Source organism: Pseudomonas tohonis (assembly GCF_012767755.2).
In the GTDB taxonomy this organism is placed as follows: domain Bacteria; phylum Pseudomonadota; class Gammaproteobacteria; order Pseudomonadales; family Pseudomonadaceae; genus Metapseudomonas; species Metapseudomonas tohonis.
Genome location: NZ_AP023189.1, coordinates 2,825,606 through 2,850,585 on the forward strand (window position 1 = coordinate 2,825,606; position 24,980 = coordinate 2,850,585).

The following is a 24,980-nucleotide window of genomic DNA, read 5'->3' on the forward strand; positions in this document are numbered from 1 at the left end:
TTCTGAAGAGGCTCAACCGGTTCCGTACCAGCCCAAGCTGGAATAGGTCGGGCTCGCGAAAATTCTTTTAAGAGCAGCCTTGAATTGGCGCAATTAAAAAGAAATAGAAGCTTTGATTTCATGATTACATCCCCGTATTGATGTCGTTTTTATGTCTTGGCAGAACATTCTGGAATTTGGACATGAGGGGCACCGTAAAAAGTTCGGGATATTAGACAGTCCCGGTGATAAATCTTAAATTTCACGCACCTTGCGGTTAACACCCGCACCAAAAAGCCTCAGCCATTGAGCCGGGGCTTTTTCGTTCTGGCTTGGTACGCGCGATGCAGCGGGCTGAAGTTGGCTCAACGGAGGCAAGGCGTTGATCCCGGCGCTGGTGTCTGACAGGGCACGCACCGTGCTGGACGTGGAGGAATGAGCTCCGGCACTCCTGTCCACGCGTGGAACCACGCCCGGGGGCCTGGCCATGGATCATCCCTGCCCGTGCCGGATTTCCTGCCTGCTGCCATCGCCTCGCACCGGACCCTGGCCCGGTTTCGCCGTCTTGCCAACAGCGTCACGAACCCGAGAGCGTGCGCCCCGGAGAGTGCGGCGATCCATGCGCCGGATCAATGGCGGCGGGTTTCGAGTCGCTAGGATGCGCCCGAATCCAACCACGAAAAGGAGTTCTTCATGTCAGATCGGGTTTCCATTCACCTGGCGGGCGCTCCGGGTATCCAGGCTGCGGAGAAGCTGCTCGAGCTGGATGGTTACGGCAGTTTCAGGCAGGTCATGAGCGGGGAGATGTCCGCGGCGCTGGACGAGGAGTGCTACCTGGTGGCCCTCGAGGGCGACTACGTCGGCTTCGCCGTGATCCGAGGCGCTTCCGCCGGCAACTCGGGCTTCTTCGAGATCTTCCGGCTGTTCGTTGCCGTCCCCGCGCGCGGCAAGGGCGTAGGCAGGCGCGCGGTCGCCCAGCTCATCGAGTTGCTCAAGAAACGGGGCAAGGATGAGCTGGTGCTGGAAGTCGAGAGCGAGGCCGCAGCAGCGTTCTGGGAGGCCGTGCTGCAGGGCTACAAGGTCCACGACCTGCATAACGGCAAGCGCATCGTCCATCTCTACCCCGCCTGAACCTCCCGGCCCGTCGCGGCATCGCTGGCGGATCGGGTTCCGCGATGCCGCTGCCCCGGTGGTGCCGCCGCCAGGCTCAACCGGTGGCCGTGAATTGTGCGGGCAGGTCGAGGCGCTGGCGCAGGTCGCGGAAATGGGCGAGCGAATCGCGGAAGAAGGCTGCCGGCAGCACCCCGTAGTGCCGCAGCGCATGCTCCACCCGGTCCAGCCCGGCCCGCTCGGCCAGCTCATAGGCGCGCATGCCCTTTTCGATGCGCTCGGCGGTGCTGGCGAAGTCGGCGAACTTCATGTCACGGCTGCTGGGGAAGTAGGCGAATTCGATGCGCGGGCGCAGCGCCACCTGGCGGATCAGCGGCCAGTCCAATGCCGCCAGGGCCCGTTCCACGGCCGGCCCGACGATGGCGGCCTGCTCCCACAGGAAGAACGCCTCGAACAGTTCGCGCCGCTCCGGCTGCGACAAGGGCTCGCCCAGGGCCTGGGCGCGGTGGCAGGCGTCCAGGGCGGCCAGCAGGCGGGGCTGCAGGAAGCGTGCGACCCCCGGCGCCTGGCCATGCAACCGGCTGAAGTGGTAGGCCGTGTAGGCCTCGACGCAGACCTGCCGGTTGATCTCGCGGAAGGCGTCGGCGAAGGCGTGTAGCTGGCGCAGCTTGTCCTGGCGCAGGGCGGGGGAGAAGAGGAACTGGGCGGAGAGCAGGGCGCCGACCCGCATGCCGAGGGCGAAGTAGCCGGCACCCCACAATGCGCCGTGTGCGGCGATCAGCGGGAAGACATTGCGTCCGCCGGAGCATTCATAGAGATGGTGATAGACCGAGGCGCGCTGCCCCAGGTCGGTGATGGCGCCGGCCAGGAGCGTCGCCTCCTGGTGAATCCGCTGGTGGTCTCGGGTGAGGGTGTCGCCGTCGCTATCCATATGCAGGGCTCCAGAACGAATCGTCTGGATTAAATCTATGCAGGCGCGGCTCTACCAGCCTCGCGGCAAATTGCCTCAGGGTTCGTCACGGCTCCAGGCCCCTCGCAGATTGAAAGGGTGACGCCGGCCTCATTGCGCGGCGTGCGACGGCATTGTCAGCAGGTCCTGCCGATACGCCCGCTGGTCGGGCCGGCATCGGCTTCGCGGCGAAAGGCCAGTACTCTCGCGCGCCTGTCTGTTCCCTGGCGGGACGCCTGTCCGCATGCGGCGTCGGCGCGCCGTCCGGGAGCAAGATCCATGGAGCCGTAGCAGCAGGACATTGGATGTCGTCTTCACCCCTCGGCCCGGCCGTTTTCCCTCCGGCCCGCCGCACCGATCCCGCACCGATCTCGCGCTGTCACGGGGCTGCCGCCCGATGCCGCCCGGCATTTCGTCGACGCAGTCACATCCGGCCGATTTTCCCGGGGCACGCCCGTGGGGATCGCTCGCCGTCGCTCGTCTTCAGCCTGATCGCCCCGTCGAATCCATTCCGCCAATGCGCCGCTGCCCGCCGGGCTGTCGTCGCCGGCACCTTCCGTTCGTTCAAGGAGAACCCCATGAGCATCGTCTCGAGAACCGCACTGCTGCCGCTCCTGGCCGCCGTGACACTGGCCGGCCTGTCGGGCTGCGCCACCGAAACCTCCACCGCCGTCGCGGTGCAGCAGGTCGAAAGCGTCAACCGCCCGTATAGCGGCCCGCGTTCGCCCATCGCCGTCGGCAAGTTCGACAACCGTTCCAGCTACATGCGCGGCATCTTCTCCGACGGCGTCGACCGCCTCGGCGGCCAGGCCAAGACCATCCTCATCACCCACCTGCAGCAGACCAACCGCTTCAGCGTGCTGGACCGCGACAACATGAGCGAGATCCAGCAGGAGGCGGCGATCAAGGGCCAGGCCCAGCGCCTCAAGGGGGCCGATTTCGTGGTCACCGGCGACGTCACCGAGTTCGGTCGCAAGGAAGTGGGCGACCACCAGCTGTTCGGCATCCTCGGTCGCGGCAAGACCCAGATCGCCTACGCCAAGGTGGCGCTGAACATCGTCAACATCTCCACCTCCGAGGTCGTCTATTCGACCCAGGGCGCGGGCGAGTACGCGCTGTCCAACCGCGAAGTGATCGGCTTCGGCGGCACCGCCAGCTACGACTCCACCCTCAACGGCAAGGTGCTGGACCTGGCCATGCGCGAGGCGGTGAACAAGCTGGTCAATGCGGTCGACAGCGGTGCCTGGAAGCCGCAGAACTGAAATCACGGATGCTCTAGGGAATGACAATGGAAATGCGCAAGACCATCGCCTGCTCGGCGGCATTGCTGGGCAGCCTGATGCTGGCCGGCTGCAGCGGGCCGAAGACGCTGTACCAGTGGGAGGGCTACCAGACCCAGGTCAACCAGTACTTCAAGGGCGAGGCCCGGGAAGCGCAGGTCGAGGCGCTGGAAGCCGACCTGCAGAAGATCAAGGCGAAGAATGGCGCAGTGCCGCCGGGCTACCACGCCCAGCTCGGCCTGCTGTACTCGACCCTCGGCAAGGATGACCAGATGATCCAGGCGTTCCAGACCGAGAAGGCGCTGTTCCCCGAGTCTGCCTCGTACATGGACTTCCTGATGAAGAACGCCAAGGGAGGCGCACAATGACCCGCCTGTTTTCCCGCATTCTGGCCTGCGCCGTGCTCGGCGCGCTGATCAGCGGCTGCGCACCGACCAAGAGCGTGGATTACTCGGCCTTCAAGGAGGCGCGCCCGCGTTCGATCCTGGTGCTGCCGCCGCTCAACGAGTCGCCCGACGTGAAGGCGACCTACAGCATGCTGTCCCAGGTCACCTATCCCCTGGCCGAGGCCGGCTACTACGTGCTGCCGGTGGCCCTGGTGGACGAGACCTTCCGCCAGAACGGCCTGACCGCCGCCGGTGACATCCACCAGCTGCCGCCGGCCAAGCTGCGCGAGGTGTTCGGTGCCGACGCCGCGCTCTACGTCACCGTGAGCGAGTACGGCACCCAGTACATGCTGATCAGCAGCGCCTCGATCGTCACCGCCAGCGCCCGCCTGGTCGACCTGAAGAGCGGCACCACCCTGTGGACCGGCTCGGCGACCGCCTCCAGCGAGGAGGGCAACAACGGCAACAGCGGTGGCCTGGTCGGCATGCTGGTGACCGCTGCGGTGAAGCAGATCATCAACAGCTCCATGGAGGACGCGTCCTATCCCATCGCCGGGATGACCAGTGCGCGCCTGCTCTCGACCGGCCGCAACGGCGGCCTGCTCTACGGTCCGCGTTCGCCGAAGTACGGCACCGACTGATGAGATCGCCGGCGCACCGCCCGGTGCGTCGGCCCCCGCATCGCCAGGGCGGCGTTTGCGCTCAGTGGCTCTCGATGCGATTGCGGCCGTTGGCCTTGGCGCGGTAGAGCGCCAGGTCGCTGCGCGACAGCGCGGCTTCGGCCGTGGCGTCGTCGGCGCTGATGCGGGTGATGCCAATGCTCACCGTCAGGGGGATCACCTCGCCCTGGTGGCGCAACGGGGTCTCCGCCAGCTGCTGCTGCAGGCGCTGGGCGAAGACCAGGGCGCTGTCGTGGCTGGCATCGTTGAGCACCACGGCGAACTCCTCGCCGCCCATGCGCCCGGCGAAATCCACCCGCCGCATCTGCTGCACCAGCAGGGTTGCGAAATGGCGCAGCGCCTCATCGCCCACGGCATGGCCCCAGCGGTCGTTGATCACCTTGAAGTGGTCCAGGTCGAGCATCAGCAGGGCGGCGCCATGGCCGGTGGGGCGTCGCAGCCGGGCCAGTTCTTCCTCGATGCGCGACATGAAGTGACGGCGGTTGGGCAGCTGGGTGAGGAAGTCGGTGGTGGCCAGCGCCTGCAACTCCGCCTCGATGCGTTTGTGTTCGGTGATGTCGGTGACGAAGCCGTGCCAGAGCACGCTGCCGTCAGCCAGGCGCTTGGGGTGTGCGTTGCCCTGGCGCCAGCCGGTGTCGCGGCCGGGGACCAGCACCCGGTACTCCATGTGCCAGGGGGTGAGGGCCACTGCCGAGGTCTCCAGGGAGTCCTGGTAGGCGGCCAGGTCGTCCGGGTGGATCAGCGCCAGGATGCGCTCGCGCCCCGTCGGCAGCTTCAGCTGTTCGGGGGAGAGGCCATAGACGTCCTGGCTGCCGGCGCTGACATAGCGGTAGCTGCCGCTGCCGTCGGCGAGGCGCAGGAACTGGAAGACCATGCCGGGGATCTCGTTGGTCAGGTCCGTCAGCAGGTCGAGGTTCTGCTGCAGGCGCTCGGCCATGTGTCGGGTCCGGGTGATGTCGGTGGTGGTACCGAGCATCCGCAGGGGGCGGCCCTGGTCGTCGCGCTCAACCACCTTGCCGCGGCTGATCACCCAGATGTAATGGCCGTCCTTGTGGCGCAGGCGGTGCTCCACCTGGTAGTCGGGGGTGCGTTGCTCGAAATGCTCGAGGATGCTGCGCTTCACGTAGTCGAGGTCGTCGGGGTGGACGCGGGTGTAGCTGTCCTCGATGCGCGTGCCGATCTCGTCGTCGGCATAGCCCAACAGGGATTTCCAGCCGGGCGAGTAGTGGATCAGCCCATTGACCACGTCGCGGTCCCAGATGCCGGTGCCGCTGCCGGCGACGGCGAGGGCCAGGCGCTGTTCCTTTTCCCGTAGCACCCGCAGCCATTCGCGCATGCCCAGCACTTCGCGGTGCCGGGTGAACAATTCGCTCGCCAGGTTGGCGAATTCGGCCAGTGCGACTGGGTCCACCTCGCGGGGCTGGTCGTCGAACAGCAGCAGTTCGCCGCCGCCATCGGCGATGGGGCAGCGGGCTAGCGGTTGCGGGGTGCCGGAGACCAGCGCACGCGCGGCCCTTTGCTGGTCGATGCCGTCGCAGGCGAGCGGTCCGTCGGGCTCGATCAGCACGACGGCGCCAACGCCGAAGTGCAGGCGCACCAGGTGCAGCAGGGAGGAGAATCGGTTGGCCGTGGTGCTCACATCGGTACCTCTGGAACGGCAATCTGCTCTGGATGAAGTGGAGGCTCAGCGTTCCGTCCATGGCCCATCGGCGACAGCGCGATCCCTGCCGCGCAGCGATCTGCCATTGGCCTTGCAATGAATGTAACAGGATGTGACTTCAATCAAGGGGCTCCCTAGCAACTGGATGCTAGCTTAGTGCTATTAACTTTCCATGGAAGGATTGACCCGTGCTGCAGGCGTGCGTACTGCATGCTCCGGTGCCGTGCGGCTTTCCATGGTTACCTCGGGTGGTGGCCCGCCACCCGTTGCACGCCAGGGCACTGCAACCAACCGGAAGGGACACCATGATCAGCTTCAAGACATCGCCACAAACCCATCGCACCCTCAGCAAGGTGTCGATGATCCTGCTGAGCCTCGCTGCCTTGCTTGGCGCCGGCTTCCTCATCCTCACCGCGATCCTCAACTACTTCGAAGCCAATGCCATCCTCAAGGACCATTCCGAGGTGGTGGCGCCGGTGAGCCTGGACGCCGTGACCGAGGAACACCACCGCCGCGGCCGTACCAGCGAGACCTACCACTTCCACTATGTCTTCGAGGTGGCGGGCAAGGCCTACGACGGCACCTTCGAGACCTCCGCCTCCAATGCCGAGCCCTATCTCAGGGAGGGCGCCTCGGTGAAGGTGGCCTACGCCAATGCCGCGCCGTCCCGTTTCGGCCGCCTGGAGGTGCTGCAGAGCCAGGCCGATTTCGGCTCCAGCATCACCCGCGCGCTGACGGCGATCCCGCTGGCCGCGCTGATCGCCTTCATCCTCCACCTGATGCTGACCCGCCGCCTGTTCGTGCCGCGGGAAACCTCGGCCTGATGCGCAGAACCCCGCTTGCGCGGGGTTCTTTGCTGGCCGGGCAGGGCGTCTCAGGCGCCGCAATCGTTCTGCAGGGTGGCCTGGGTGATGTTGCTGTCCGCCGGCACGCTGCGGGTCAGCCAGACGTTGCCGCCGATGACCGAGCCCTTGCCGATGGTGATGCGCCCGAGGATGGTCGCGCCGGCGTAGATCACCACGTCGTCCTCGACTATCGGGTGGCGCGGCTGGCCCTTCTGCAGGTTGCCCGACTCGTCCGAGGGGAAGCGCTTGGCGCCCAGGGTCACCGCCTGGTAGATGCGCACCCGCTCGCCGATGATCGCCGTCTCGCCGATCACCACGCCCGTGCCGTGGTCGATGAAGAAGCTCTTGCCGATGGTGGCGCCGGGGTGGATGTCGATGCCGGTGGCCGAGTGGGCGATCTCCGCGATGATGCGCGCCAGCAGCGGCAGGCCGTTGCTGTAGAAGTAGTGCGCCAGGCGGTGGTGGATCACCGCATGCACGCCCGGGTAGCACAGCAGTACCTCGTCGACGCTGCGCGCGGCGGGGTCGCCCTGGTAGGCGGCCAGCACGTCGGTGTCCAGCAGCACGCGCAGTTGCGGCAGCGCGGCGGCGAAGCCTTTCACCACGCGGATCGCCTGGCACTCGCTGTCGCCATCATCGGCGCTGCCGTTGCGGGCGGCGTAGCCGAGCTCGCGGCGCACTTCGATCACCAGCGCGTTGAGCGCCGTGTCCAGGGTGTGGCCGACGTAGAAGTCTTCGCTCTCCTCGCGCAGGTCGGTGGGGCCGAGGCGCATGGGGAAGAGGGCGCCACTGATGGCTTCGATGATCTGGCCGACCGCGACGCGCGACGGCAGTTCGCGACCGCCACGGTCCTGGGTGCGGCCATGGCGGTTGCGCCACTCGGCGCGGGCGGCGCGCAGTTCGGAGACGATCTGGTCCAGCTGCCAGCTGACCGGGGGGCAGCCGCTGGGGCCGGGAGTGAACTTGTTCATGGTTGATCCTGTTGGTGCGCAAGGCTGGCGATAGCCTTGCGCAGGAGGGCGCTTCTCGGCAAGAAGATTCGCAGCGGATCAGTCGGCGGGGATCAGCCCTTCGGCTTCCTGGCGGCTCTTCATGCTGGCGGTGGTGCCGATGGAGGCGAGGATGATGGCGCCGATGGCCAGCCATTGCAGCAGGGACAGGCGCTCGCCGAGGAACAGCAGGCCGGAGAGGGCGCCCAGGGCCGGCTCGATGCTCATCAGCGTGCCGAAGGTGCGCGCCGGCATGCGGGTCAGGGCGTACATCTCCAGGGTGTAGGGGATGGCGGTCGAGAGCAGCGCCACGCCGAGCGCGGTGGGGATCAGGGCGAGGTTCAGCAGGTCCGTGCCGGCGTGCACCATGCCGAAGGGCGCGGCGACGAAGGCGGCCACCATCACGCCCAGGCAGGCGCTCTGCATGCCGTGTTCGGCCCCGGCGCGCTGGCCGAAGATGATGTAGAGCCCCCAGCAGACCCCGGCGCCCAGCGCATAGGCGGCGCCCAGCGGGTCGATGCCGGCGGCGCCTTCGCCGATGGGCAGCAGCAGCGCCAGGCCGGCCACGGCCAGGGCGATCCACACGAAGTCCAGCAGGCGTCGGGAGGACAGGATCGCCACCGCCAGCGGGCCGGTGAACTCCAGCGCCACGGCGATGCCCAGCGGCACCGTTTGCAGCGACATGTAGAACAGCAGGTTCATGAAGCCCAGCGCCGAGCCGTAGGCCAGGACGCTGCCCAGGGCGCCGGTGTTGATGCGGGTGCGCCAGGGGCGCAGCACCAGCAGCAGGAAGAGGGCGGCGAAGATCAGGCGCAGGCTGGTGGTGCCCTGGGCACCGATGACGGGGAAGAGCGACTTGGCCAGGGAGGCGCCGCTTTGTACCGAGGTCATGGCGACCAGCAGGATGCCGACGGGAAGCAGCGTCGAGGTGAGGGTGCGGGAATTCATGGAAGGGTCCGGATCAGGCAGTGGCGAGGAGGTGACGCTTGTTCTGGTTGGTTATGTGCAACATAATGCGCAAAACTCACCCTTTGAGCAATATATTGCCCAGCACCATGGACCGACCCAACGTACTCGAACACGTCTCCGGCAATGTGCGCCGGCTGCGCAAGGAACTCGGCCTCAGCCAGGACGCCCTGGCCACCGCCTCGGGGGTGAGCCGGCGGATGATCGTCGGCATCGAGGGCGGCGATGTGAACGTCAGCCTGGCCACCCTGGACCGCATCGCCGAGGCACTGGGCGTGCTCTTCCCCGACCTCGTGCAGGCGCCGAGCCGGCCCGACCGCTCGCGCATTGAGGCGGTCGCCTGGGTCGGCCGCGACCCCCGCAGCCGCGCCACCCTGCTGGCCAGCGCCCCGGCGCGACGCGAGGTCGAGCTCTGGGCCTGGTCGCTGGAGCCGGGGGAACGCTATGTGTCGGAGGCCGACGCCGAAGGCTGGCGGGAGATGGTCTATGTCACCGAGGGCGAGCTGACCCTGGAGCTGCCAGGCGGCGAGGTGCGCGTCGGCGCGGGGGACTTCCATGTCTTCGCCAGCAGCCAGCCCTATGGCTACGCCAACCGTGGCGAAGTCCCGGTGCGTTACATCCGCAACGTGGTGAGCTGAAGCCTCAGCCCCGGTCGATGCCGTCGTCGTTGGCGGCCTCGTCCGGCTCGTCGTCATCGTCGTCGTTGCTGCCGCTGAAGGCTTCCATGCACACCAGGCTGTGCGGGCCCTGATCGTCATGGATCGTCCATGCGCCCTTGTCCCCGTCGAACCGCGCCGCCAGAACCTGCTCCGCGCTGAACTGCCAGCGGCGCTGGGTACGGCCATCGACGCATTCGACCCGCAGGGCACCGGCGTCCAGCTCGAACTGCCAGGCGTGCAGGCCATCGATCTCCAGCATGTCGCTGTTGGCGAGGCGGTTGAGGAGTGTGATTTCGTTGTTCATGGGCGGGGCTCCGGGGTGAATGGCCGGCGATGATAGTGCAGCGCCGGCCCCCGTGCGACCTCAGTGGCCCCGCAGCGCTTCGGGCGCCGCGTCCTTGCCCCGTGCTGTGTTGGCGGTCTGGCCGATGAGCAGCCAGCGCTCTTTCGATCAGGGCTTGCGGGGTTCGATCAGGCTGTCGGCTTCGCTGAGGTAGGCCTTGCCGGTATTGCGCTGGTACAGGCACAGCTCGCGGCCCGCGCGGTTTTTCATGTGGGCCTGGGGGTAGCGGCCGCTGAGCACCAGGGCGGTGAGCCCGAGGCGATCGTCGAAGAGCACCGGCTTGCCGGCGGCCTTCACCTCCTTGAGGCCGCTGAGCTGGGTACAGGCGGCGAGCATGCGCCTGTCCTGCTCCTGCCAGGCCTCGGGGGTGGAGGCTTGGGCGCCGGCGGCGCAGAGCAGCAGGGTGACGAGTAGGCAGCGGTGAGTCTTCAAGGGCGTTCTCCATCGAGTGGGTCCAGCTGCGTAGACCGCGCGCATGGCCGTTCGTTTGCCGGCCCGGCCATGCGCCGGGTGCCTGCCGTCAGCGTTTCGCGCTGCCGGTCGCCATGCTGGCGAGCACGCCGTCGCGGCGGATCAGGCCATGGAAGAGCGCCGCCCCCAGGTGCAGCAGCACCGTGGCGAACAGCAGGTAGCCGAGCCAGTGGTGGGCCTGGCGCAGCACGGCGTAGAGCGCGGCGTCATGGGGCGCGATCGCCGGCAGCTGCAGCCAGCCGAGCACCACCACCGGGTAGCCGCCGGCGGACAGCATCGCCCAGCCCACCAGCGGCATCGCCAGCATCAGCGTGTAGAGCAGCAGGTGCGAGAGGTGGGCGAGCCCGCGCTGCCAGCCCGGGAGGTCGGCAGGCAGCGCAGGCGGTGGCCGACGCAGGCGTACCGCGATGCGCAGCAGCACCAGCATCAGCAGTACGAGGCCCAGCGGCTTGTGCAGCTCCACCAGCCAGGTGTGACGGGTGGACAGGGTGATCACCATGCCGGCACCGATGAACAGCATGGCGAGGATGAGCAGCGCCATGGACCAGTGCAGCAGGCGGGCGAGGGGGCTGAAGCCCGAGGCGTGGCGGTTCATGGGTGGGCTCCTGCGGGGGCGGTGGGCGCACCTTCACGGGTGCGGCGGTTGAAGGACACGGCGTAGGCCGCCGAGCGGGCGGCGAGGATCGGGTCGGCCGAGGGCTCGATGCCGTCGGGGAGGATCAGTGGGTCGAAGTTGAGGTCGCGGCAGGCGCCCTGGTCCTCGGCCTGCGCCCGGTCGATCACCAGGGTGCCGGCGTCGATGCGCTGGCGCGAGGCGGGCCAGGGGCGGGACGGGTCATCGCTGGGGTCGCCAGCCTCGGCCAGGGTCAGCACCAGGTGCCAGCGCAGCGGCCCCTGTTGCAGCCGCTGGAACAGGTCGTGGGCGAGGAAGTCCTTGTCGTCCGCCTCGCCGGCCAGCGGCTGGTAGGGCGTCTCCGGCTCCATGGCCCAGCGCACGTAGCGACCATTGCCGTCGCCGTCCACCAGGCGGAAGGCGTTGATGCTGTTGTAGGTGGCATTGGCGAAGCTGTTGGAGGCCCTGTTGTCCTTGGCCCACTGGCGGAAGGCGGCGCTTTCCGGGTGGGCGGCGAAGAAGGCCTGCAGGCGCGCCGGGTCCGGCTTGCCGGTGGCCGGGTCGGGTTTGGAGGCCAGCACCTGCTCGAAGAAGCCTTCGATGCCGGAGACGGGCAGCACCGGTGGCGTGTTCATGCCGGTGCGCCATTCCTGGCCGCTGGCCGTGCGCAGCTGCAGCGCCAGGCTGCGCACCGGCACGCTGGCATCGGGCGCGTAGGGGTTGCTGCCGCCGATGGCCAGGCGGCCGACCACCGGCACTTCGCCCGGGGCGAACACCTCGGCGCGGGACAGCCCGGCGGCCGCGCCGTTGCTGGCGAAGTGGCCGCTGACGCAGAGGCCCTTCGCGTGGTTCTTGCGGTAGCCGGGGTAGCTGCCGGCGTTGGCCTCGAAGGTGTCGATGATGCGTTGCGGGGTCAGGCGCTGCGGGCCGACCCAGCCGGCGACGTAGGCGAAGGTGCCGGCCAGCGTGGCCAGGCCGAGGCCTATCAGCGCCAGGCGGCCCAGGGTCTGGGAGGGGGAAAGCGGGGGGTGGCTCATCGGTGGCTCCAGGGTGAGCGATCAGGTCGTCGAGCCCGTGGGACGAACGGGATGGAGATTTATTCCCTGCACCTGGAATAAAGTCGTTTCCCGGGCGTCTTCCTCGCACCCGATCCACGACGAGCCGCGCCACCCATGCACGACATCGATGACGACGAACTCCGCGAGCTGCTGCAGCGCCTGCGCCGCTTCGCCCTGTGGCTGACGCGCAACCCCGCCAGCGCCGACGACCTGGTGCAGGCGACCCTGGAGCGCGCCCTGGACGGCCGTGCCGGGCCGCGTACCGACGGCAGCCTGCGCGCCTGGCTGTTCGCGATCCTTTACCGCAAGTTCCTCGACGGCCAGCGGCGTGCCCGGCGCTATGCGCGGATCCTCGAGTTCTTCGGCGCGGCGCCGGCCGAAGCCCCCTCCACCGAGGAGCTGGTGATGGCGCAATCCACCCTGGAAGCCTTCGCCCGGCTGCCCGCCGAGCAGCGCGCGCTGCTGGTGCTGGTGAGCGTCGAGGGCCTGAGCTACAAGGAGGCCGCCGTGGCCCTGGACGTACCCATCGGCACCGTGATGTCCCGCCTGTCCCGGGCGCGCAAGGCCCTGCGCGAGCTGGCCGAGGGCGAAATCGCCAACCCCCCGCTACGGATACTCAAATGAATCGCCTGGAACCCAGTGAGAACGACCTGCACGCCTACCTGGACGGCCAACTGGACGCAGGCCAGCGGGCCTGGGTGGAAGCCTGGCTGGCGAGCGACCCCGAGGCGTGTGCCCGCGTGGAGGCCTGGCGCCGGGATGCCCAGCAACTGCGGGCCGGCCTCGCCAACCTGGAAGCGCGCCCGGCCAACCCGGCGCTGGACCCGCTGGCGATCCGTCGCTCCCTGCGTGCGCGTCGGCGCCAGCGCCTGGCCACGGCCGCCGCGCTGGTGCTGGCCCTGGGCTTCGGCGGCCTGGGCGGCTGGCAGGCCCGTGACCGCACGCTGCTGGCGGAGAACCCGCCGATGCAGGACGCCCTGGAGGCCCATCGCCTGTTCGCCACCGGGCAGGCCGGCGTGGTCGACGTCGCCGCCCGTGATCCGGGGCAGTTGCAGGCCTGGCTGGACCAGCGCTTCAGCCATGCCTCGCGCATCCCCGACCTCGCGCCCTACGGTTTCCACCCCGTGGGCGGACGCCTGCTGACCAACGAGCAGGGCGCCGCGGCCATCCTGCTGTTCGAGGACGTGGGCGGGCAGCGCATCAGCCTGTACCTGCGCTCGCCCGGTTCGCTCTACGCCGAGATGCCCGCCGGCAGCCGCCGTGATGGCGAGCTGGAAGCGCGCTACTGGTCGCGCGATGGCTACAACTACGCACTGGTCGCGCCCAACGATGATCCGCGCCGCGAGGTGGTGCAGCGGGCGTTCTCGTTGTAAGGGGCCAACCGTAGGTTGGCGCCGAGCGCAGCGAGGCCCAACGCGGCGATGCTCGGCCCCGCTCCGAGTGCTATCTGTAGGAGCGGCTTCAGCCGCGAAAGACCCACCGCCGGTACAGGGCTGCGAGTGGCCAGGCACTTCATCGCGAATGAATTCGCTCCCACAGAGTCCAGCCACAGCTTCGCGAGCAGAGCTCGCTCCTACGGTTTCGTAGCGCGGGGGGCTCGTGGTTGCACAGTGGTGCTGTCTGGGAGCGCGAATGGTGGACGGATGAAGCGTCGTCCACCTGCGGGCGCGTGGGCGACGTGGATGCGGGGGAGCCCCGCGCCGAGTGGCACGGGGCGGGGCATTTACATGCCGTTGGCGAAGGCCGGGATGCTCAGGTCGATGGTTTCGCGGACGGGCTTCAGCGCGCTGGCGTACTTGGCCAGGATGTCCAGGTCGTAGTCCATGCGTGCACGGATGCGCTGGTCGTCTTCACCGGCCACTTCGGCACCGTTGAGCACCTTCTCCACGCCGCGCACGATCAGGTGCTCGGGCAGGTAGCAGAGGCGGCAGTTCTTGTAGCTGGAGGCGCGCAGCTCGCTGATCGGGTAGCCGCCGCCGATGCCGGAGGACACGCCCACCAGCAGGCCCGGCTTGTGGGCCAGTTCCGCCTTGCTGGCATAGATGAAGAAGTTCTTGATCGCCGGGCAGGCCATGCCGTTCCACTCGGGGGCGATGACGATCACCGCGTCGGCGGCCTTGAGCTGCTGCTGGAATTCGGACCAGGGGCCCGTGTCGTCGGCCGGCCACAGGGGCAGCGGCTGGGCGCCCAGGTCGATGACGCTGGTGTGGGCTTCGCTGGCCAGTTGCAGTTCCACCAGGCGCTGGCGAATGAAGCGGGCGACCTTGCCGGACTGGCTGTTGGCACGGCTGGAGCCGGCGACTATGGCGTAGTTGAGCATCTCGGGTTTCCTTGCTGGGGGATGACGCAGGCTAGCTGGCGGCGAAACGGCGGACAAGCACCGGCGCGTCAGTCGGGCGGGCAAATGGTGTCAGGGTGCAGTGGACGCCCTGGCGCGGGCGTCCACGGGTTCGAATCAGACGCGGAACTGGTCCATCAGCCCCTGCTGGTGGTTGGCCAGGCGGTTGAGCGCCTGGCTGACCTGGGCGGATTCCTGGGCCTGGCCGGAGAGGGATTCGGTGACGTCGCGGATGGCGGCGACGTTGCGGTTGATCTCCTCGGCCACCGCGCTCTGCTCCTCCGCGGCGCTGGCGATCTGCAGGTTCATGTCGGTGATCACCGCCACCGCGTCGCCGATGCGGTGCAAGGCGGCGACCGCGTGCTCGACCTGCTCGACGCTGCCCTGGGCCTGGCGGTGGCTGCTGTGCATGGAGCCGACCACTTCGCGGGTGCCGTTCTGCAGGCCTTCGATCACCTGGCGGATTTCCTCCACCGAGTCCTGGGTGCGCTTGGCGAGGTTGCGCACCTCGTCGGCGACCACGGCGAAACCGCGCCCGGCCTCACCGGCGCGTGCCGCCTCGATGGCGGCGTTGAGCGCCAGCAGGTTGGTCTGCTCGGCGATGGCGCGGATCACCTCCAGTACCGAGCCGATCTGTTCGCTGCTGCTGGCCAGGCCCTGGACCTCCTCCATGGCGGCGCTCATCTCGCTGGCCAGTTGCTCGATGGCGCTGGTGGTCTTGCCGATCACGCCCAGGCCGTCGCGGGTGGCATGGTCGGCGCCGCGCGCGGCTTCGGCGGCCTGGGCGGCGCTGCGGGCGACGTCCTGGGCGGTGGCGCTCATCTCGTGGGAGGCGGTGGCGACCTGGTCCACCTCGCGGTACTGCTGCTGCATGCCGGCGCTGGTCTGGCTGGCGATGGCGGCGGACTGGTCGGCGGTGCTGCGGGCGTCCTGCACCGAGCGCTTCACGTCGGCGATGATCGGCTGCAGCTTGTCGAGGAAGCGGTTGAACCAGCCGGCCAGTTCGCCCAACTCGTCCTGGCGCGCGTAGTCCAGGCGGCGGGTGAGGTCGCCTTCGCCGCTGGCGATGTTCTTCAGCATGGCGGCCACCCCGAGGATGGGCCGGGTCACGCCCAGGGCGGTGAGCCAAACCAGCAGCAGGCCGACGACGGCGGCGGCGAGGCCGATCAGGGTGGCCACCAGGCTGCTGGAGGCGCTCTGCTCATCGAGTTGGGCCTCGAGCTTCAGGGCCGGGCCCAGCAGGACCTTGTCCGGCACTTCCAGCAGCACGCTCCAGGCGGCGCTGGTGGGGATCGGCTTGAACGGCTGGATGACGCGCAGGACGCCATCGTGGTCGATTTCGGCGGATTTGCCGGCCGTGACCACCGAGGCGATCTCGCTGGCGTCGGTGCCGAAGGCCTTGTCCAGCTTGAGGCTGAGCTGCGAGGCGTCGCGGCTGTGGCCGGCGAGCAGCCCGGTGGGGCTGATGATGCTGACCTGGCCCTGGCCGTCGTAGAGGTCCTTGCTGCCATCGATGCTCAGCTGCTGGAGGCTGTCCAGGCTGATGTCCAGGCCCATGACGCCGATCACCTTGCCGTTCAGCTCCAGGGGGAAGGCGATGCTGGTCATCAGCACCTTCTTGCCGCCGACATCGTCGTAGTAGGGCTCCAGCACGCAGGAGTCGCGGGTCTTCAGCGGGCAGGTGTACCAGGTGTTGTAGGGCATGCCGCTGGCCATGGGGCTGCTGTCGCCGAGCAGCTCCTCGGTCATGGATTCTGACTCCAGCTTGCCGGGGGTGGCCTGTGACCAGTAGAGCGAGAAACGCCCCTTGTCGTTGCTGCCCAGCTCGGCCTGGTCGATGAACAGTTCGTCCTTGCCGTCCAGGGCGTTGGGCTCGAACACCAGGTAGAGGCCGAGCAGGTTGGGGTTGGCCTCCAGGCTGGTCTTCACCTGGCGGGTCATGTCCTCGCGCAGGTCGAAGGCGTCGAGGAAGCGCTTCTCGGCCTGGTCCTTGAGGAACAGCACCTGGCGCGAGAAGCCCTTGCCGTACTGGTAGGTGTCCATGAAGTAGCGCTGGATGCGCAGGGCCTGCAGCTCGCCACGGGCCTGCATGCGCTGGCGTGCGCTCTGGTCGAGCATCTGCGAACTGGCGGACTTCACCAGCTCGGCGCTGCGTTTGGACTGGTAGAGCGAGGCACCGACCAGGAGGGTCACGATGGCCAGCAGGCAAAGGCCGGCGAGCAGGGTGATCTTCCACTGGATGGACAGGCGACTGAACGGCATGGGGCTTTCCTTCTATCTCGTCGGACTGCAAGCCGCTATCGGCGCGGCAGGGAAAAACTTGATGCGCCTGCCATGGCGATGCGGCTCCATACGGAATGCATGGGAGCGGCGAATTTGGATGCAAATATTATGCACAGGGCGTCCAGTATTTCGCACGGCGTTTCTTTTGACACCCGCCCGCTCATTGGGCAGAGTACGCGGCTTTTTTTGCGGGACACCGCAAGGCGGGAGAAAAGCGGATGAATGCGGTGATTTTAGCTGTCGCCATCATGCTGGTGCTGAGCCTGTGCCGGGTGCACGTGGTGATGGCCCTGGTGATCGGCGCGCTGGCGGGCGGCCTGCTCGGCGGCCTGGGCGTGCAGGGCACGCTGGATGCCTTCAACAAGGGGCTCGGCGGTGGCGCGACCGTCGCCCTGTCCTATGCACTGCTGGGGGCTTTCGCCGTGGCCATCGCCCGTTCCGGGCTGGCCCACGCGCTCGCCGACAGCATCGTCGGCCGGGTCGAGCGTGGCGGGGAGGCGGGCGGCGCTGCGCTGAAATGGGTCCTCGTCGCCCTGTTGCTGGGCGTGGCCATCTCCTCGCAGAACATCCTGCCGATCCACATCGCCTTCATCCCGCTGCTGGTGCCGCCGCTGCTGTATGTGCTGACGCGCCTGCAGATCGACCGGCGCCTGGTGGCCTGCGTGATCACCTTCGGCCTGGTTACCCCTTACATGTTCCTGCCGGTGGGGTTCGGCAACATCTTCCTCAACGAGATCCTGCTGGCCAACGTGGCGAAAAGTGGCGTCGACGTTACCGGTGTGAATGTCACCGAGGCGATGTTGATACCGGCGCTGGGCATGGTGGCCGGCCTGTTGCTGGCGGTGTTCGTCAGCTACCGCCGCAAGCGCACCTACGACCTGACGCTGATCGCCCGCGCCGAGCAGGTGGAGGCGAAGTACGACCGGCGCAGCCTGGCGGTGGCGGGCGTGGCCATCGTCGTCGCCTTCGTGGTGCAACTGTGGCTGGACTCGATGATCGTCGGTGCGCTGGTGGGCTTCCTGGTGTTCTCGCTGTCGGGCGTGGTGCGCTGGAACGAGGTCGACGACCTGTTCACCCAGGGCATGAAGATGATGGCCATGATCGGCTTCATCATGATCGCCGCCGCCGGTTTCGCCGAAGTGATGCGCGCCACCGGCCAGGTGACCAGCCTGGTGGAGGCGTCCGCCGTATTGATCGGCAACAGCCGAGCCCTGGGCGCGTTGCTGATGCTGCTGGTGGGCCTGCTGGTGACCATGGGCATCGGCTCGTCCTTCTCGACGGTGCCGATCATCGCGGCGATCTTCGTGCCGCTGGGCATGCAGCTTGGCTTCAGCCCGCTGGCCATCGTTTCCATCGTCGGCACCGCCGGGGCCCTGGGGGACGCCGGCTCGCCGGCCTCAGACTCGACCCTGGGCCCGACCGCCGGCCTCAATGTCGACGGCCAGCACGACCATATCTGGGACACGGTCGTGCCCACTTTCCTGCATTACAACCTGCCGCTACTGGCATTCGGCTGGGCGGCGGCCATGCTTCTCTGATAGCCCCCCTGCCACCCGGCCGCACCTCGGTGCCGGCTGGGTGCTACAGCTATTCACGGGGCTGCCGATAAGCGGTCGATCCCGCCTCGTTTTCCCGGCCTGCCTCCCTTCAAGGAATGGAAATATGCGCCTGACACTCAAATCCAAGGTCCTGCTGCTGGCGCTCGCGCCGGTGATCCTCTTCGCCCTCGTGCTCAGTGGCGCCGCCGCCAAGGTGCTGCTCAACCTGGCGGAAGGCGAGGTGAAGGAGACCCGCGAACGGCTGATCCAGGAGAGCCGCCAGGAACTGCAGCACTACATGCAGATCGCCCTGGGCTCGGTCCAGACCCTCTATGACGCGTCCCCGGCCAACGACATGGCTGCCCGGGACCAGGCCATCGAGATCCTCAAGAAGATCAAGTACGGCAAGGACAGCTACTTCTTCGCCTACGATTCGCAGGTGATCCGCCTGTTCCGCGGCGACAGCCCGGTGGACGTGGGCAAGAGCTTCTCGGGCCGCAAGGACGTCAACGGCGTGCCTGTCAACGACGAGCTGGTCCGGGTCGCCAAGGACGACAGCCACTACGTGTTCTACAGCTCGCCCCTGCCGGGCAACGAGAGCGTGCAGGTGCCCAAGCTCGGCTACACCTACTACCTGCCCAAGTGGGACATGGCGCTCGGCACCGCGGTGAACCTCGATGGCGTGGAGGCCCAGGTGGCCGTGGTGCAGGAGGCGATCGACGCGCGCATCAGCACCATCCTCACCAGCATCGCGGTGATCGCCGCGATCCTGCTGGTGGTGTTCGGCATCATCGGCACCGCGCTGAGCAACACCTTCCTGCGTCCCCTGCAGCAGATCAAGGCCAACCTGGACGACATCGCCGCAGGTGAAGGCGACCTGACGCGCCGCCTGCCGGCCGACAGCCATGACGAGCTGGGCGAACTGGCGGGGTCGTTCAACCGCTTCGTCGAGAAGATCCACGGCCTGGTGCGCCAGATCGTCGACATGACCGGCCAGCTCACCAGCCTGGTGGGCGAGGTATCCGCCCAGGCCCACCGCTCCGAGCAGGCCATGGAGCGCCAGCGCCACGAGACCGACCAGGTGGCCACGGCGATCAACGAGATGTCCGCCGCCGCCCACGAAGTGGCCAAGAGCGCCCAGGGGGCCGCCGAGGCCGCCCAGCAGACCGATCAGGAAGGCCAGGCGGCGAAGAAGGTGGTGGATGGCAGCATCACCCGCATCCACGCGCTGGTGGGTGATATCCGCGAGAGCGGTGCGTCCCTGGACAGCCTGCAGCAGGACGTGCAGTCGATCGTCAGCGTGCTGGGGGTGATCCGCTCCATCGCCGAGCAGACCAACCTGCTGGCGCTCAACGCCGCCATCGAGGCGGCCCGGGCCGGCGAGGCGGGCCGTGGCTTCGCCGTGGTCGCCGACGAGGTGCGTGCTCTGGCCAGCCGCACCCAGCAGAGCACCCAGGAAATCCAGGGCATGATCGATCGCCTGCAACAGGGCACCCAGGAGGCGGTGACGTCCATGCGCCGTTCCAGCGATGCCGGCGAGATCACCAGCGAGCAGGCCAACCAGGCCGGCTCCTCGCTGGACGCCATCGCCCAGTTGATCGGCACCATCAATGCGATGAACGCCCAGATCGCCAGCGCCGCCGAGGAGCAGACCGCCGTGGCCGAGGAGATCAACCGCAGCGTGCACCAGATCGCCGTCGCCGTTGACAGCGTCGCCGACGAAACCCAGCAGGGCGCCCAGACCGCCCGCAGCCTGGCGGCCCTCGGTGAGCGCCTGGGGGCCCTGGTGCGCCAGTTCCGCATCTGATTTCTTTCAGTGGGCTCCCGCGTTCGCGGGAGTGACGTGGGGGAAGGCCCGTTCCCCGTCATCCCCGCGAACGCGGGGATCCACCGGAGGCCGCGCCCCCATTCGCCACGCATCCACAAAGTCTTCGCACTTTGCCCGCTTCGCGGCGGACTAATCAGGAACCCCACCTGACGGCGTCCGCTCCATGTCCGAATCCCGCTACCCCCTCGAAATCCGTTCGCTGATCCTGCTGCTGGTCCTGGTGACCCTGGCCTTCGGCTGGATTCTCCTGCCGTTCTACGGCGCGGTGTTCTGGGCGGTGGTGCTGGCGGTGGTGTTCAGCCCCCTGCAACGACGGCTGGCCCTGAGGATGGGCGGGCGCGGCAACCTGTCGGCGCTGATTTCCCTGGGCGTCTGCCTGCTGGTGGCGATCCTGCCGGTATTCCTCATCGCCGCCCTGCTGGTGCAGCAGGGGGCCGATCTCTACCAGCGGCTGGATTCCGGCGAGCTGGACGTCGGCTCCTATGTCGCGCGGGTTCGCGAGGTGCTGCCCGAATCCCTCCAGCACCAGCTCGACCGCTTCGGCCTCAACGACTTCGACGGCTTGCGCGACCGCATCGTCAGCGGCGCCATGCAGGGCAGTCAGTTCATCGCCACCCAGGCGTTCTCCATCGGCCAGGACACCTTCCAGGTGGTGATCGGCTTCTTCCTCATGCTCTACCTGCTGTTCTTCTTCCTGCGGGACGGCCTGGACATCGTCCGTGGCATCCGCACGGCGGTGCCCCTGGGGGACAACCACAAGCGCCGCTTGCAGATCAAGTTCACCCGCGTGGTCCGTGCCACGGTGAAGGGCAACGTGGTGGTGGCCGCGCTGCAGGGCGCCCTGGGCGGGCTGATCTTCTGGGTGCTGGACATCCCCAGCGCGCTGCTCTGGGGCGTGATCATGGCGTTTCTCTCGCTGTTGCCGGCGGTGGGGTCGGGGATCATCTGGGCACCGGTGGCGGCCTACCTGCTGCTTTCGGGCAGTACCTGGCAGGGCGTGGTGCTGGCGGTGTTCGGGGTGCTGGTGATCGGCATGGTGGACAACGTGCTGCGCCCCATCCTGGTGGGCAAGGACACGCGCATGCCGGACTACCTGGTGCTGCTCTCCACCCTGGGCGGGTTGTCGCTGTTCGGCCTCAACGGCTTCGTCATCGGCCCGCTAATCGCCGCGCTGTTCATGTCCAGCTGGGACCTGTTCACCAGCACCCGGCGCCAGGTGAAGCTGCCCTGAACCTCGCTCAGCGCAGGATGCGGCGGAAGGTCAGGCTGATGCGCGGCCCGGCCGACGCAACCCGGGGAATGGCGTGCAGCCAGTGGGCCTGGACGGCCTGGTCCATATACAGCAGCGAGCCCGGCGACAGCTCCCAGGTGACTTCCCGCTGGCGGTCCGCCTTGCTGCGGAAGTGAATCGGCCGGGCGCTGCCGAGCGAGAGGATGGCGACGCCGGTATCGGCAGCCAGTTCGGAGCAGTCGTCGGAATGGAAGCCCATCGAGGACTGGCCGTCCTCGTAGAGGTTGAGCAGGCAGTTGTTGGGCAGAAAGCCCAGCCGTCGGTGCAGCCGTTCGCACAGGGCCTGGAGGGCGTCCGGCAGCGAGGTGGCGGGGTAATCGATCTGCGAATAGTTGTAGGCGACGCCAAAGCTGGCGGTGCGGCGGGCACGCATGCGCGTGTCCCACTCGACGCTGGCCACCAGGTGCTGGAAGAGCTCGTCGGGGGCGTCGAGGAAGCAGGGGTCGAACGAAAGGTCTGGCGTGTCGTGCATGGCGCGGCATCCTTGCTGAAGGAGCGATTGTATGCTGGGGACGGAGGCTCTGTATCGTCGCGCGGCCATGGTCGGGCCGGGGTGGGGGAGGGCAGGGCGGAGGCGTCGCCGGGGTGTTCGCGCCGCGGGTGAGCTTCCCGTTTTCCAGGCAAGAAAAAACCCGGCCAAGGCCGGGTTCTTTCATTGCAGCGACTGGCTTCAGTGGGCGAGTGCCACCAGGCCGGAGTGCTGGACCAGGTCCAGCAGCGGCTGCGGGTAGACGCCGAGGAAGAACGCCAGCAGGGCGACGAACAGCAGCATGATGCCGCCGGCGCGTTGCGCCCAGTGCAGGTCGGCGTCGTGGCGGCGCAGGTTGGGCTCCACCAGGAACAGGGTGACCATCACCCGGAGGTAGTAGAAGACGCCGATGGCGCTGCCCAGGACCATCACGCCCAGCAGCAGCCACAGGCCCGACTCGACACCGGCGGCGATGACGAAGAACTTGCCGATGAAGCCCGCGGTGAGCGGGATGCCGGCGAGCGACAGCATCATCACGGTGAGTACGGCGGTCAGGTACGGACGGCGCCAGAACAGGCCGCGGTACTCGTACAGGGCGTCGCAGTCGCGGCCGTTGTACGGGGTGGACATCAGGGTCACCACGCCGAAGGCGCCGAGGCTGGTCAGCACATAGGTGGCCAGGTAGACGCCGATGGCTTCCACGGCCATGCCCTTGCTGGCGATCAGGGCGATCAGCAGGTAGCCGAAGTGGGCGATGGAGGAGTAGCCCAGCAGGCGCTTGATGTTGTTCTGCACCAGCGCGAGCAGGTTGCCGAACAGGATCGAGGCGATGGCGATGGCGCCCAGCAGGTCGTTCAGCCAGCCGCCGGCGGTGGCAGGGGAGATCTGGTACAGGCGCAGCAGCACGGCGAACACGGCGACCTTGCTGGCGGTGGCCAGGAAGGCCGATACCGGTGCCGGGGCGCCTTCGTACACGTCCGGGGTCCACAGGTGGAAGGGCACCAGGGAGAGCTTGAACGCCAGGCCGATCAGCATCATGCCGATGCCGAGGTGCACCAGCATGTTCGGTGCGCCTTCGGTGGAGAACCTCGCACCGATACCGGCGAAGCTCAGGGTGCCGGCGTCGGCGTAGAGCAGGGCCATGCCGAACAGCAGGAAGGCGGAACCGGCGGCCGAGAGCACCATGTACTTGATGCCGGCTTCCAGCGAGCGCTTGTTGAAGAAGGCGTACGCCACCATGCCGTAGACCGGCACCGAGAGCAGCTCCAGGCCGATGAACAGGCCGGCCATGTGCTGCGCGGTGACCAGCACCAGGCCGCCGCAGGCGGACAGCAGGATCAGCAGGTACATCTCCTCGCGGTTGCCCGGGTAGCCCTGGCCGGTGTTGCCGCCCAGGTAGGCGTGGATCAGGGTTACGCAGGCGAGGGTCGATGCCAGCACCAGGCCCATGTAGTAGCAGCCGAAGGTGTCGATCTTCAGGAGCGGGGTGACCTCGATGGGCGTGACGCCCAGGGCCGGGATGATCGACAGCAGCGCCAGGTTGAGGCCGATCACCGAGAGCCCGAAGGTCAGGGTGTGGTTGCGCTTCCAGGCGATCGCCAGCATCACTACGACGACCGTGGCACAGGCGACGAGCAGCGGCAGCAGGGCGATCAGGTGTTGAGTCGTGAATTCCACAGCGTGATGTTCCATAACAGCTACCGGGCCGAGGCGAGTTGGGTGAAGGCTGCGTCCAGCCACTGATGCACGCCGTGCATGCTAGCGGCGGAAGTGTCCAGCACCGGTTGCGGGTAGACGCCCAGGAGGATCAGCAGGGCGGCGAGGCCGAGCACCATGGTCAGCTCGCGGGGCTTGAGGCCCAGCAGCGGGGTGTCGGACTTGGCCGGGCCGAAGTAGGCGCGGTGAATCATGATCAGCGAGTAGACCGAGCCGAACACCAGGCCGGTGGCGGCGATGACGGTGACCCAGGCGGCCTTCTGGAAGGAGCCGACCAGGATCAGGAACTCGCCGACGAAGTTGCCGGTGCCGGGCAGGCCGAGGGCCGCTGCGGCGAAGAACAGGCTGATGGCCGGCAGGTAGGGCATGCGGCCCCAGATGCCGCCCATCTCGCGCATGTCACGGGTGTGCAGGCGCTCGTAGAGCTGGCCGCAGAGGATGAACAGCGCCGCGGCGGAAAGGCCGTGGGCCATCATCTGCACCACCGCGCCCTGCAGGGCGATCTGGCTGCCGGAGTAGATGGCGATCAGCACGAAGCCCATGTGGGAGACGCTGGAGAAGGCCACCAGGCGCTTGATGTCGGTCTGCGCGAAGGAGAGCAGGGCGCCGTAGATGATGGCGAACACGCCGAGCCAGTGGGCGATGGGCGCGAACTCGGCCGATGCATGGGGGAACAGCGGCAGGGCGAAGCGCATCAGGCCGTAGGCGGCGGTCTTCAGCAGGATGCCGGCCAGGTCGACGGAGCCGGCGGTCGGGGCCTGGGCGTGGGCGTCCGGCAGCCAGGAGTGGAACGGCACCACCGGGAACTTCACCGCGAAGGCGATGAAGAAGCCGAGCATCAGCAGGTATTCGGCGGTCGGGGTGAGCTGGACCTTGAGCAGGTCGGCGTAGTTGAAGGTCATCACGCCGGTGTTGTTGTAGTTGATCAACACCAGGCTGAGGATGGCCACCAGCATCACCAGGCCGCTGGCCTGGGTGAAGATGAAGAACTTGGTGGCGGCGGTGATGCGGGTCTTGCCCTTGCTGCCGCTGTGACCCCAGAGCGCGATGAGGAAGTACATCGGCACCAGCATCATTTCCCAGAAGAAGAAGAACAGGAACAGGTCGACGGCGAGGAACACGCCGACGACGCCGCCGAGGATCCACATCAGGTTCAGGTGGAAGAAGCCGACGCGGTTCTGGATCTCGTTCCAGGAGCAGAGCACGGACAGCACGCCGAGCAGGCCGGTGAGGGTGACCATCAGGACCGACAGGCCATCCATCGCGAGGTGGATGGTGATGCCGAAACGCTCGATCCACTGGACCTTGAACTCGTGCGCCCACACCGGGCCGGCCTCGGGGGAGGGCGCCAGGGTGAAGTCGCCGGTGGCCCACAGCCAGAGGCCGAGGCCGAACAGCAGGGACATGGTCAGCAGCGCGATCCAGCGCGGCAGGGTGTTGCCGAAGCGCTCACCTTGCCAGCACAGCAGGCCGCCGATGAAGGGGATCAGGATTAGCCAGGGCAGAATCATGACGGGCTCAATTCCTTA

The 24,980-nt window shown here is 67.7% G+C and carries 24 protein-coding genes and 1 pseudogene; 11 read left to right on the plus strand and 14 right to left on the minus strand.

Annotation, left to right across the window (positions count from 1 at the left end):
- The first annotated feature begins 672 nt into the window (after nt 1-672).
- Nucleotides 673-1,110 (plus strand): GNAT family N-acetyltransferase, encoded by a 438-nt coding sequence (locus HSX14_RS12990; protein WP_173174351.1) that lies wholly within the window; start codon nt 673-675, stop codon nt 1,108-1,110.
- Between the two features lie 76 nt (nt 1,111-1,186).
- On the opposite strand, the gene HSX14_RS12995 is transcribed toward HSX14_RS12990, so the two are convergent.
- Nucleotides 1,187-2,020: a hypothetical protein gene (locus tag HSX14_RS12995; protein ID WP_173174349.1), complete on the minus strand. Its 834-nt coding sequence runs from the start codon at nt 2,018-2,020 to the stop codon at nt 1,187-1,189.
- A 596-nt stretch (nt 2,021-2,616) separates the two neighbouring features.
- Here HSX14_RS12995 and HSX14_RS13000 point away from each other — a divergent pair.
- From HSX14_RS13000 to HSX14_RS13010, 3 genes are read left to right on the plus strand one after another with little or no spacing between them, the layout of a single operon-like run.
- Nucleotides 2,617-3,300, plus strand: coding sequence for a CsgG/HfaB family protein (locus HSX14_RS13000; protein ID WP_111264177.1), 684 nt, complete (start codon nt 2,617-2,619; stop codon nt 3,298-3,300).
- Nucleotides 3,301-3,332: 32 nt separating this feature from the next.
- Nucleotides 3,333-3,686: a DUF4810 domain-containing protein gene (locus tag HSX14_RS13005; protein WP_111264187.1), complete on the plus strand. Its 354-nt coding sequence runs from the start codon at nt 3,333-3,335 to the stop codon at nt 3,684-3,686.
- On the plus strand, nt 3,683-4,345 hold the full coding sequence (locus HSX14_RS13010) for a DUF799 domain-containing protein (protein ID WP_173174348.1): 663 nt from the start codon (nt 3,683-3,685) through the stop codon (nt 4,343-4,345). Before HSX14_RS13005 ends, HSX14_RS13010 begins: the two co-directional genes overlap by 4 nt.
- A gap of 61 nt (nt 4,346-4,406) precedes the next feature.
- Here HSX14_RS13010 and HSX14_RS13015 read toward each other — a convergent pair whose 3' ends face one another.
- Nucleotides 4,407-6,023, minus strand: a complete 1,617-nt coding sequence (locus HSX14_RS13015) for a sensor domain-containing diguanylate cyclase (protein WP_228723585.1) — start codon at nt 6,021-6,023, stop codon at nt 4,407-4,409.
- Nucleotides 6,024-6,349: 326 nt separating this feature from the next.
- On the opposite strand from HSX14_RS13015, the gene HSX14_RS13020 reads away from it, so the two are divergent.
- The gene (locus HSX14_RS13020) at nt 6,350-6,868 is read left to right on the plus strand and encodes a DUF3592 domain-containing protein (protein WP_173174345.1); all 519 of its coding nucleotides are present in this window, start codon (nt 6,350-6,352) and stop codon (nt 6,866-6,868) included.
- Between the two features lie 50 nt (nt 6,869-6,918).
- On the opposite strand, the gene epsC is transcribed toward HSX14_RS13020, so the two are convergent.
- Both epsC and rhtA read right to left on the minus strand, forming a co-directional pair.
- Nucleotides 6,919-7,860: a serine O-acetyltransferase EpsC gene (gene epsC / locus HSX14_RS13025; RefSeq protein WP_173174343.1), complete on the minus strand. Its 942-nt coding sequence runs from the start codon at nt 7,858-7,860 to the stop codon at nt 6,919-6,921.
- A 78-nt stretch (nt 7,861-7,938) separates the two neighbouring features.
- Nucleotides 7,939-8,826: a threonine/homoserine exporter RhtA gene (rhtA, locus tag HSX14_RS13030; protein ID WP_173174341.1), complete on the minus strand. Its 888-nt coding sequence runs from the start codon at nt 8,824-8,826 to the stop codon at nt 7,939-7,941.
- A gap of 65 nt (nt 8,827-8,891) precedes the next feature.
- Between rhtA and HSX14_RS13035 the strand changes: the two genes are divergently transcribed.
- Nucleotides 8,892-9,482 (plus strand): helix-turn-helix domain-containing protein, encoded by a 591-nt coding sequence (locus tag HSX14_RS13035; protein ID WP_173174339.1) that lies wholly within the window; start codon nt 8,892-8,894, stop codon nt 9,480-9,482.
- Between the two features lie 4 nt (nt 9,483-9,486).
- Here HSX14_RS13035 and HSX14_RS13040 read toward each other — a convergent pair whose 3' ends face one another.
- From HSX14_RS13040 to HSX14_RS13055, 4 genes are all read right to left on the minus strand, one after another.
- The gene (locus HSX14_RS13040; RefSeq protein ID WP_173174337.1) at nt 9,487-9,807 is read right to left on the minus strand and encodes a DUF5629 family protein; all 321 of its coding nucleotides are present in this window, start codon (nt 9,805-9,807) and stop codon (nt 9,487-9,489) included.
- Nucleotides 9,808-9,954: 147 nt separating this feature from the next.
- Nucleotides 9,955-10,278: a hypothetical protein gene (locus HSX14_RS13045; RefSeq protein WP_173174335.1), complete on the minus strand. Its 324-nt coding sequence runs from the start codon at nt 10,276-10,278 to the stop codon at nt 9,955-9,957.
- 88 nt (nt 10,279-10,366) lie between these two features.
- Complete coding sequence (locus tag HSX14_RS13050; protein ID WP_173174332.1) at nt 10,367-10,912, minus strand: cytochrome b; 546 nt, start codon at nt 10,910-10,912, stop codon at nt 10,367-10,369.
- Nucleotides 10,909-11,967: a catalase family peroxidase gene (locus HSX14_RS13055; protein ID WP_173174330.1), complete on the minus strand. Its 1,059-nt coding sequence runs from the start codon at nt 11,965-11,967 to the stop codon at nt 10,909-10,911. Before HSX14_RS13055 ends, HSX14_RS13050 begins: the two co-directional genes overlap by 4 nt.
- A 135-nt stretch (nt 11,968-12,102) precedes the next feature.
- Here HSX14_RS13055 and HSX14_RS13060 point away from each other — a divergent pair, with 135 nt between their 5' ends.
- Both HSX14_RS13060 and HSX14_RS13065 read left to right on the plus strand, forming a co-directional pair.
- Entirely contained in the window at nt 12,103-12,612 is a 510-nt protein-coding gene (locus HSX14_RS13060) for a sigma-70 family RNA polymerase sigma factor (RefSeq protein ID WP_111262112.1), read from the plus strand.
- Nucleotides 12,609-13,361, plus strand: a complete 753-nt coding sequence (locus HSX14_RS13065; RefSeq protein ID WP_173174328.1) for an anti-sigma factor family protein — start codon at nt 12,609-12,611, stop codon at nt 13,359-13,361. Before HSX14_RS13060 ends, HSX14_RS13065 begins: the two co-directional genes overlap by 4 nt.
- A gap of 350 nt (nt 13,362-13,711) precedes the next feature.
- Here HSX14_RS13065 and HSX14_RS13070 read toward each other — a convergent pair whose 3' ends face one another.
- The 3 genes and pseudogenes from HSX14_RS13070 to HSX14_RS31610 all read right to left on the minus strand — a co-directional run.
- Nucleotides 13,712-14,308 carry an NADPH-dependent FMN reductase gene (locus tag HSX14_RS13070; RefSeq protein ID WP_173174326.1) on the minus strand — a complete coding sequence of 199 codons (597 nt, stop codon included), beginning with the start codon at nt 14,306-14,308 and terminating at the stop codon, nt 13,712-13,714.
- A 135-nt stretch (nt 14,309-14,443) separates the two neighbouring features.
- Nucleotides 14,444-15,199, minus strand: coding sequence for a methyl-accepting chemotaxis protein (locus HSX14_RS31605; RefSeq protein WP_420803758.1), 756 nt, complete (start codon nt 15,197-15,199; stop codon nt 14,444-14,446).
- 150 nt (nt 15,200-15,349) lie between these two features.
- A pseudogene (locus HSX14_RS31610) lies at nt 15,350-16,588 on the minus strand (PDC sensor domain-containing protein); the annotation flags it as partial.
- 239 nt (nt 16,589-16,827) lie between these two features.
- Here HSX14_RS31610 and HSX14_RS13080 point away from each other — a divergent pair.
- The 3 genes from HSX14_RS13080 to HSX14_RS13090 all read left to right on the plus strand — a co-directional run bounded on the left by HSX14_RS13080 (nt 16,828) and on the right by HSX14_RS13090 (nt 21,206).
- Nucleotides 16,828-18,147 carry a Na+/H+ antiporter family protein gene (locus HSX14_RS13080; RefSeq protein ID WP_173174322.1) on the plus strand — a complete coding sequence of 440 codons (1,320 nt, stop codon included), beginning with the start codon at nt 16,828-16,830 and terminating at the stop codon, nt 18,145-18,147.
- Between the two features lie 124 nt (nt 18,148-18,271).
- Entirely contained in the window at nt 18,272-19,954 is a 1,683-nt protein-coding gene (locus HSX14_RS13085) for a methyl-accepting chemotaxis protein (RefSeq protein WP_173174319.1), read from the plus strand.
- 184 nt (nt 19,955-20,138) lie between these two features.
- Nucleotides 20,139-21,206, plus strand: a complete 1,068-nt coding sequence (locus HSX14_RS13090) for an AI-2E family transporter (protein ID WP_173174317.1) — start codon at nt 20,139-20,141, stop codon at nt 21,204-21,206.
- Between the two features lie 7 nt (nt 21,207-21,213).
- On the opposite strand, the gene HSX14_RS13095 is transcribed toward HSX14_RS13090, so the two are convergent.
- The 3 genes from HSX14_RS13095 to nuoM form a co-directional block, all read right to left on the minus strand.
- Nucleotides 21,214-21,738 (minus strand): alpha-ketoglutarate-dependent dioxygenase AlkB family protein, encoded by a 525-nt coding sequence (locus HSX14_RS13095; RefSeq protein WP_173174315.1) that lies wholly within the window; start codon nt 21,736-21,738, stop codon nt 21,214-21,216.
- Nucleotides 21,739-21,936: 198 nt separating this feature from the next.
- On the minus strand, nt 21,937-23,412 hold the full coding sequence (gene nuoN / locus HSX14_RS13100; protein ID WP_173174313.1) for an NADH-quinone oxidoreductase subunit NuoN: 1,476 nt from the start codon (nt 23,410-23,412) through the stop codon (nt 21,937-21,939).
- Nucleotides 23,413-23,432: 20 nt separating this feature from the next.
- Nucleotides 23,433-24,962 carry an NADH-quinone oxidoreductase subunit M gene (gene nuoM / locus HSX14_RS13105; RefSeq protein ID WP_173174310.1) on the minus strand — a complete coding sequence of 510 codons (1,530 nt, stop codon included), beginning with the start codon at nt 24,960-24,962 and terminating at the stop codon, nt 23,433-23,435.
- Nucleotides 24,963-24,980: the final 18 nt, after the last annotated feature.

What these genes read in the sequence shown, in the direction of transcription:
- HSX14_RS12990 (WP_173174351.1), top strand. Translation starts at nt 673, where the DNA reads ATGTCAGATCGGGTTTCCATTCACCTGGCGGGCGCTCCGGGTATCCAG.
- HSX14_RS12995 (WP_173174349.1), bottom strand. Translation starts at nt 2,020, where the DNA reads ATGGATAGCGACGGCGACACCCTCACCCGAGACCACCAGCGGATTCAC.
- HSX14_RS13000 (WP_111264177.1), top strand. Translation starts at nt 2,617, where the DNA reads ATGAGCATCGTCTCGAGAACCGCACTGCTGCCGCTCCTGGCCGCCGTG.
- HSX14_RS13005 (WP_111264187.1), top strand. Translation starts at nt 3,333, where the DNA reads ATGCGCAAGACCATCGCCTGCTCGGCGGCATTGCTGGGCAGCCTGATG.
- HSX14_RS13010 (WP_173174348.1), top strand. Translation starts at nt 3,683, where the DNA reads ATGACCCGCCTGTTTTCCCGCATTCTGGCCTGCGCCGTGCTCGGCGCG.
- HSX14_RS13020 (WP_173174345.1), top strand. Translation starts at nt 6,350, where the DNA reads ATGATCAGCTTCAAGACATCGCCACAAACCCATCGCACCCTCAGCAAG.
- epsC (WP_173174343.1), bottom strand. Translation starts at nt 7,860, where the DNA reads ATGAACAAGTTCACTCCCGGCCCCAGCGGCTGCCCCCCGGTCAGCTGG.
- rhtA (WP_173174341.1), bottom strand. Translation starts at nt 8,826, where the DNA reads ATGAATTCCCGCACCCTCACCTCGACGCTGCTTCCCGTCGGCATCCTG.
- HSX14_RS13035 (WP_173174339.1), top strand. Translation starts at nt 8,892, where the DNA reads ATGCGCAAAACTCACCCTTTGAGCAATATATTGCCCAGCACCATGGAC.
- HSX14_RS13040 (WP_173174337.1), bottom strand. Translation starts at nt 9,807, where the DNA reads ATGAACAACGAAATCACACTCCTCAACCGCCTCGCCAACAGCGACATG.
- HSX14_RS13050 (WP_173174332.1), bottom strand. Translation starts at nt 10,912, where the DNA reads ATGAACCGCCACGCCTCGGGCTTCAGCCCCCTCGCCCGCCTGCTGCAC.
- HSX14_RS13055 (WP_173174330.1), bottom strand. Translation starts at nt 11,967, where the DNA reads ATGAGCCACCCCCCGCTTTCCCCCTCCCAGACCCTGGGCCGCCTGGCG.
- HSX14_RS13060 (WP_111262112.1), top strand. Translation starts at nt 12,103, where the DNA reads ATGCACGACATCGATGACGACGAACTCCGCGAGCTGCTGCAGCGCCTG.
- HSX14_RS13065 (WP_173174328.1), top strand. Translation starts at nt 12,609, where the DNA reads ATGAATCGCCTGGAACCCAGTGAGAACGACCTGCACGCCTACCTGGAC.
- HSX14_RS13070 (WP_173174326.1), bottom strand. Translation starts at nt 14,308, where the DNA reads ATGCTCAACTACGCCATAGTCGCCGGCTCCAGCCGTGCCAACAGCCAG.
- HSX14_RS31605 (WP_420803758.1), bottom strand. Translation starts at nt 15,199, where the DNA reads ATGCAGCAGCAGTACCGCGAGGTGGACCAGGTCGCCACCGCCTCCCAC.
- HSX14_RS13080 (WP_173174322.1), top strand. Translation starts at nt 16,828, where the DNA reads ATGAATGCGGTGATTTTAGCTGTCGCCATCATGCTGGTGCTGAGCCTG.
- HSX14_RS13085 (WP_173174319.1), top strand. Translation starts at nt 18,272, where the DNA reads ATGCGCCTGACACTCAAATCCAAGGTCCTGCTGCTGGCGCTCGCGCCG.
- HSX14_RS13090 (WP_173174317.1), top strand. Translation starts at nt 20,139, where the DNA reads ATGTCCGAATCCCGCTACCCCCTCGAAATCCGTTCGCTGATCCTGCTG.
- HSX14_RS13095 (WP_173174315.1), bottom strand. Translation starts at nt 21,738, where the DNA reads ATGCACGACACGCCAGACCTTTCGTTCGACCCCTGCTTCCTCGACGCC.
- nuoM (WP_173174310.1), bottom strand. Translation starts at nt 24,962, where the DNA reads ATGATTCTGCCCTGGCTAATCCTGATCCCCTTCATCGGCGGCCTGCTG.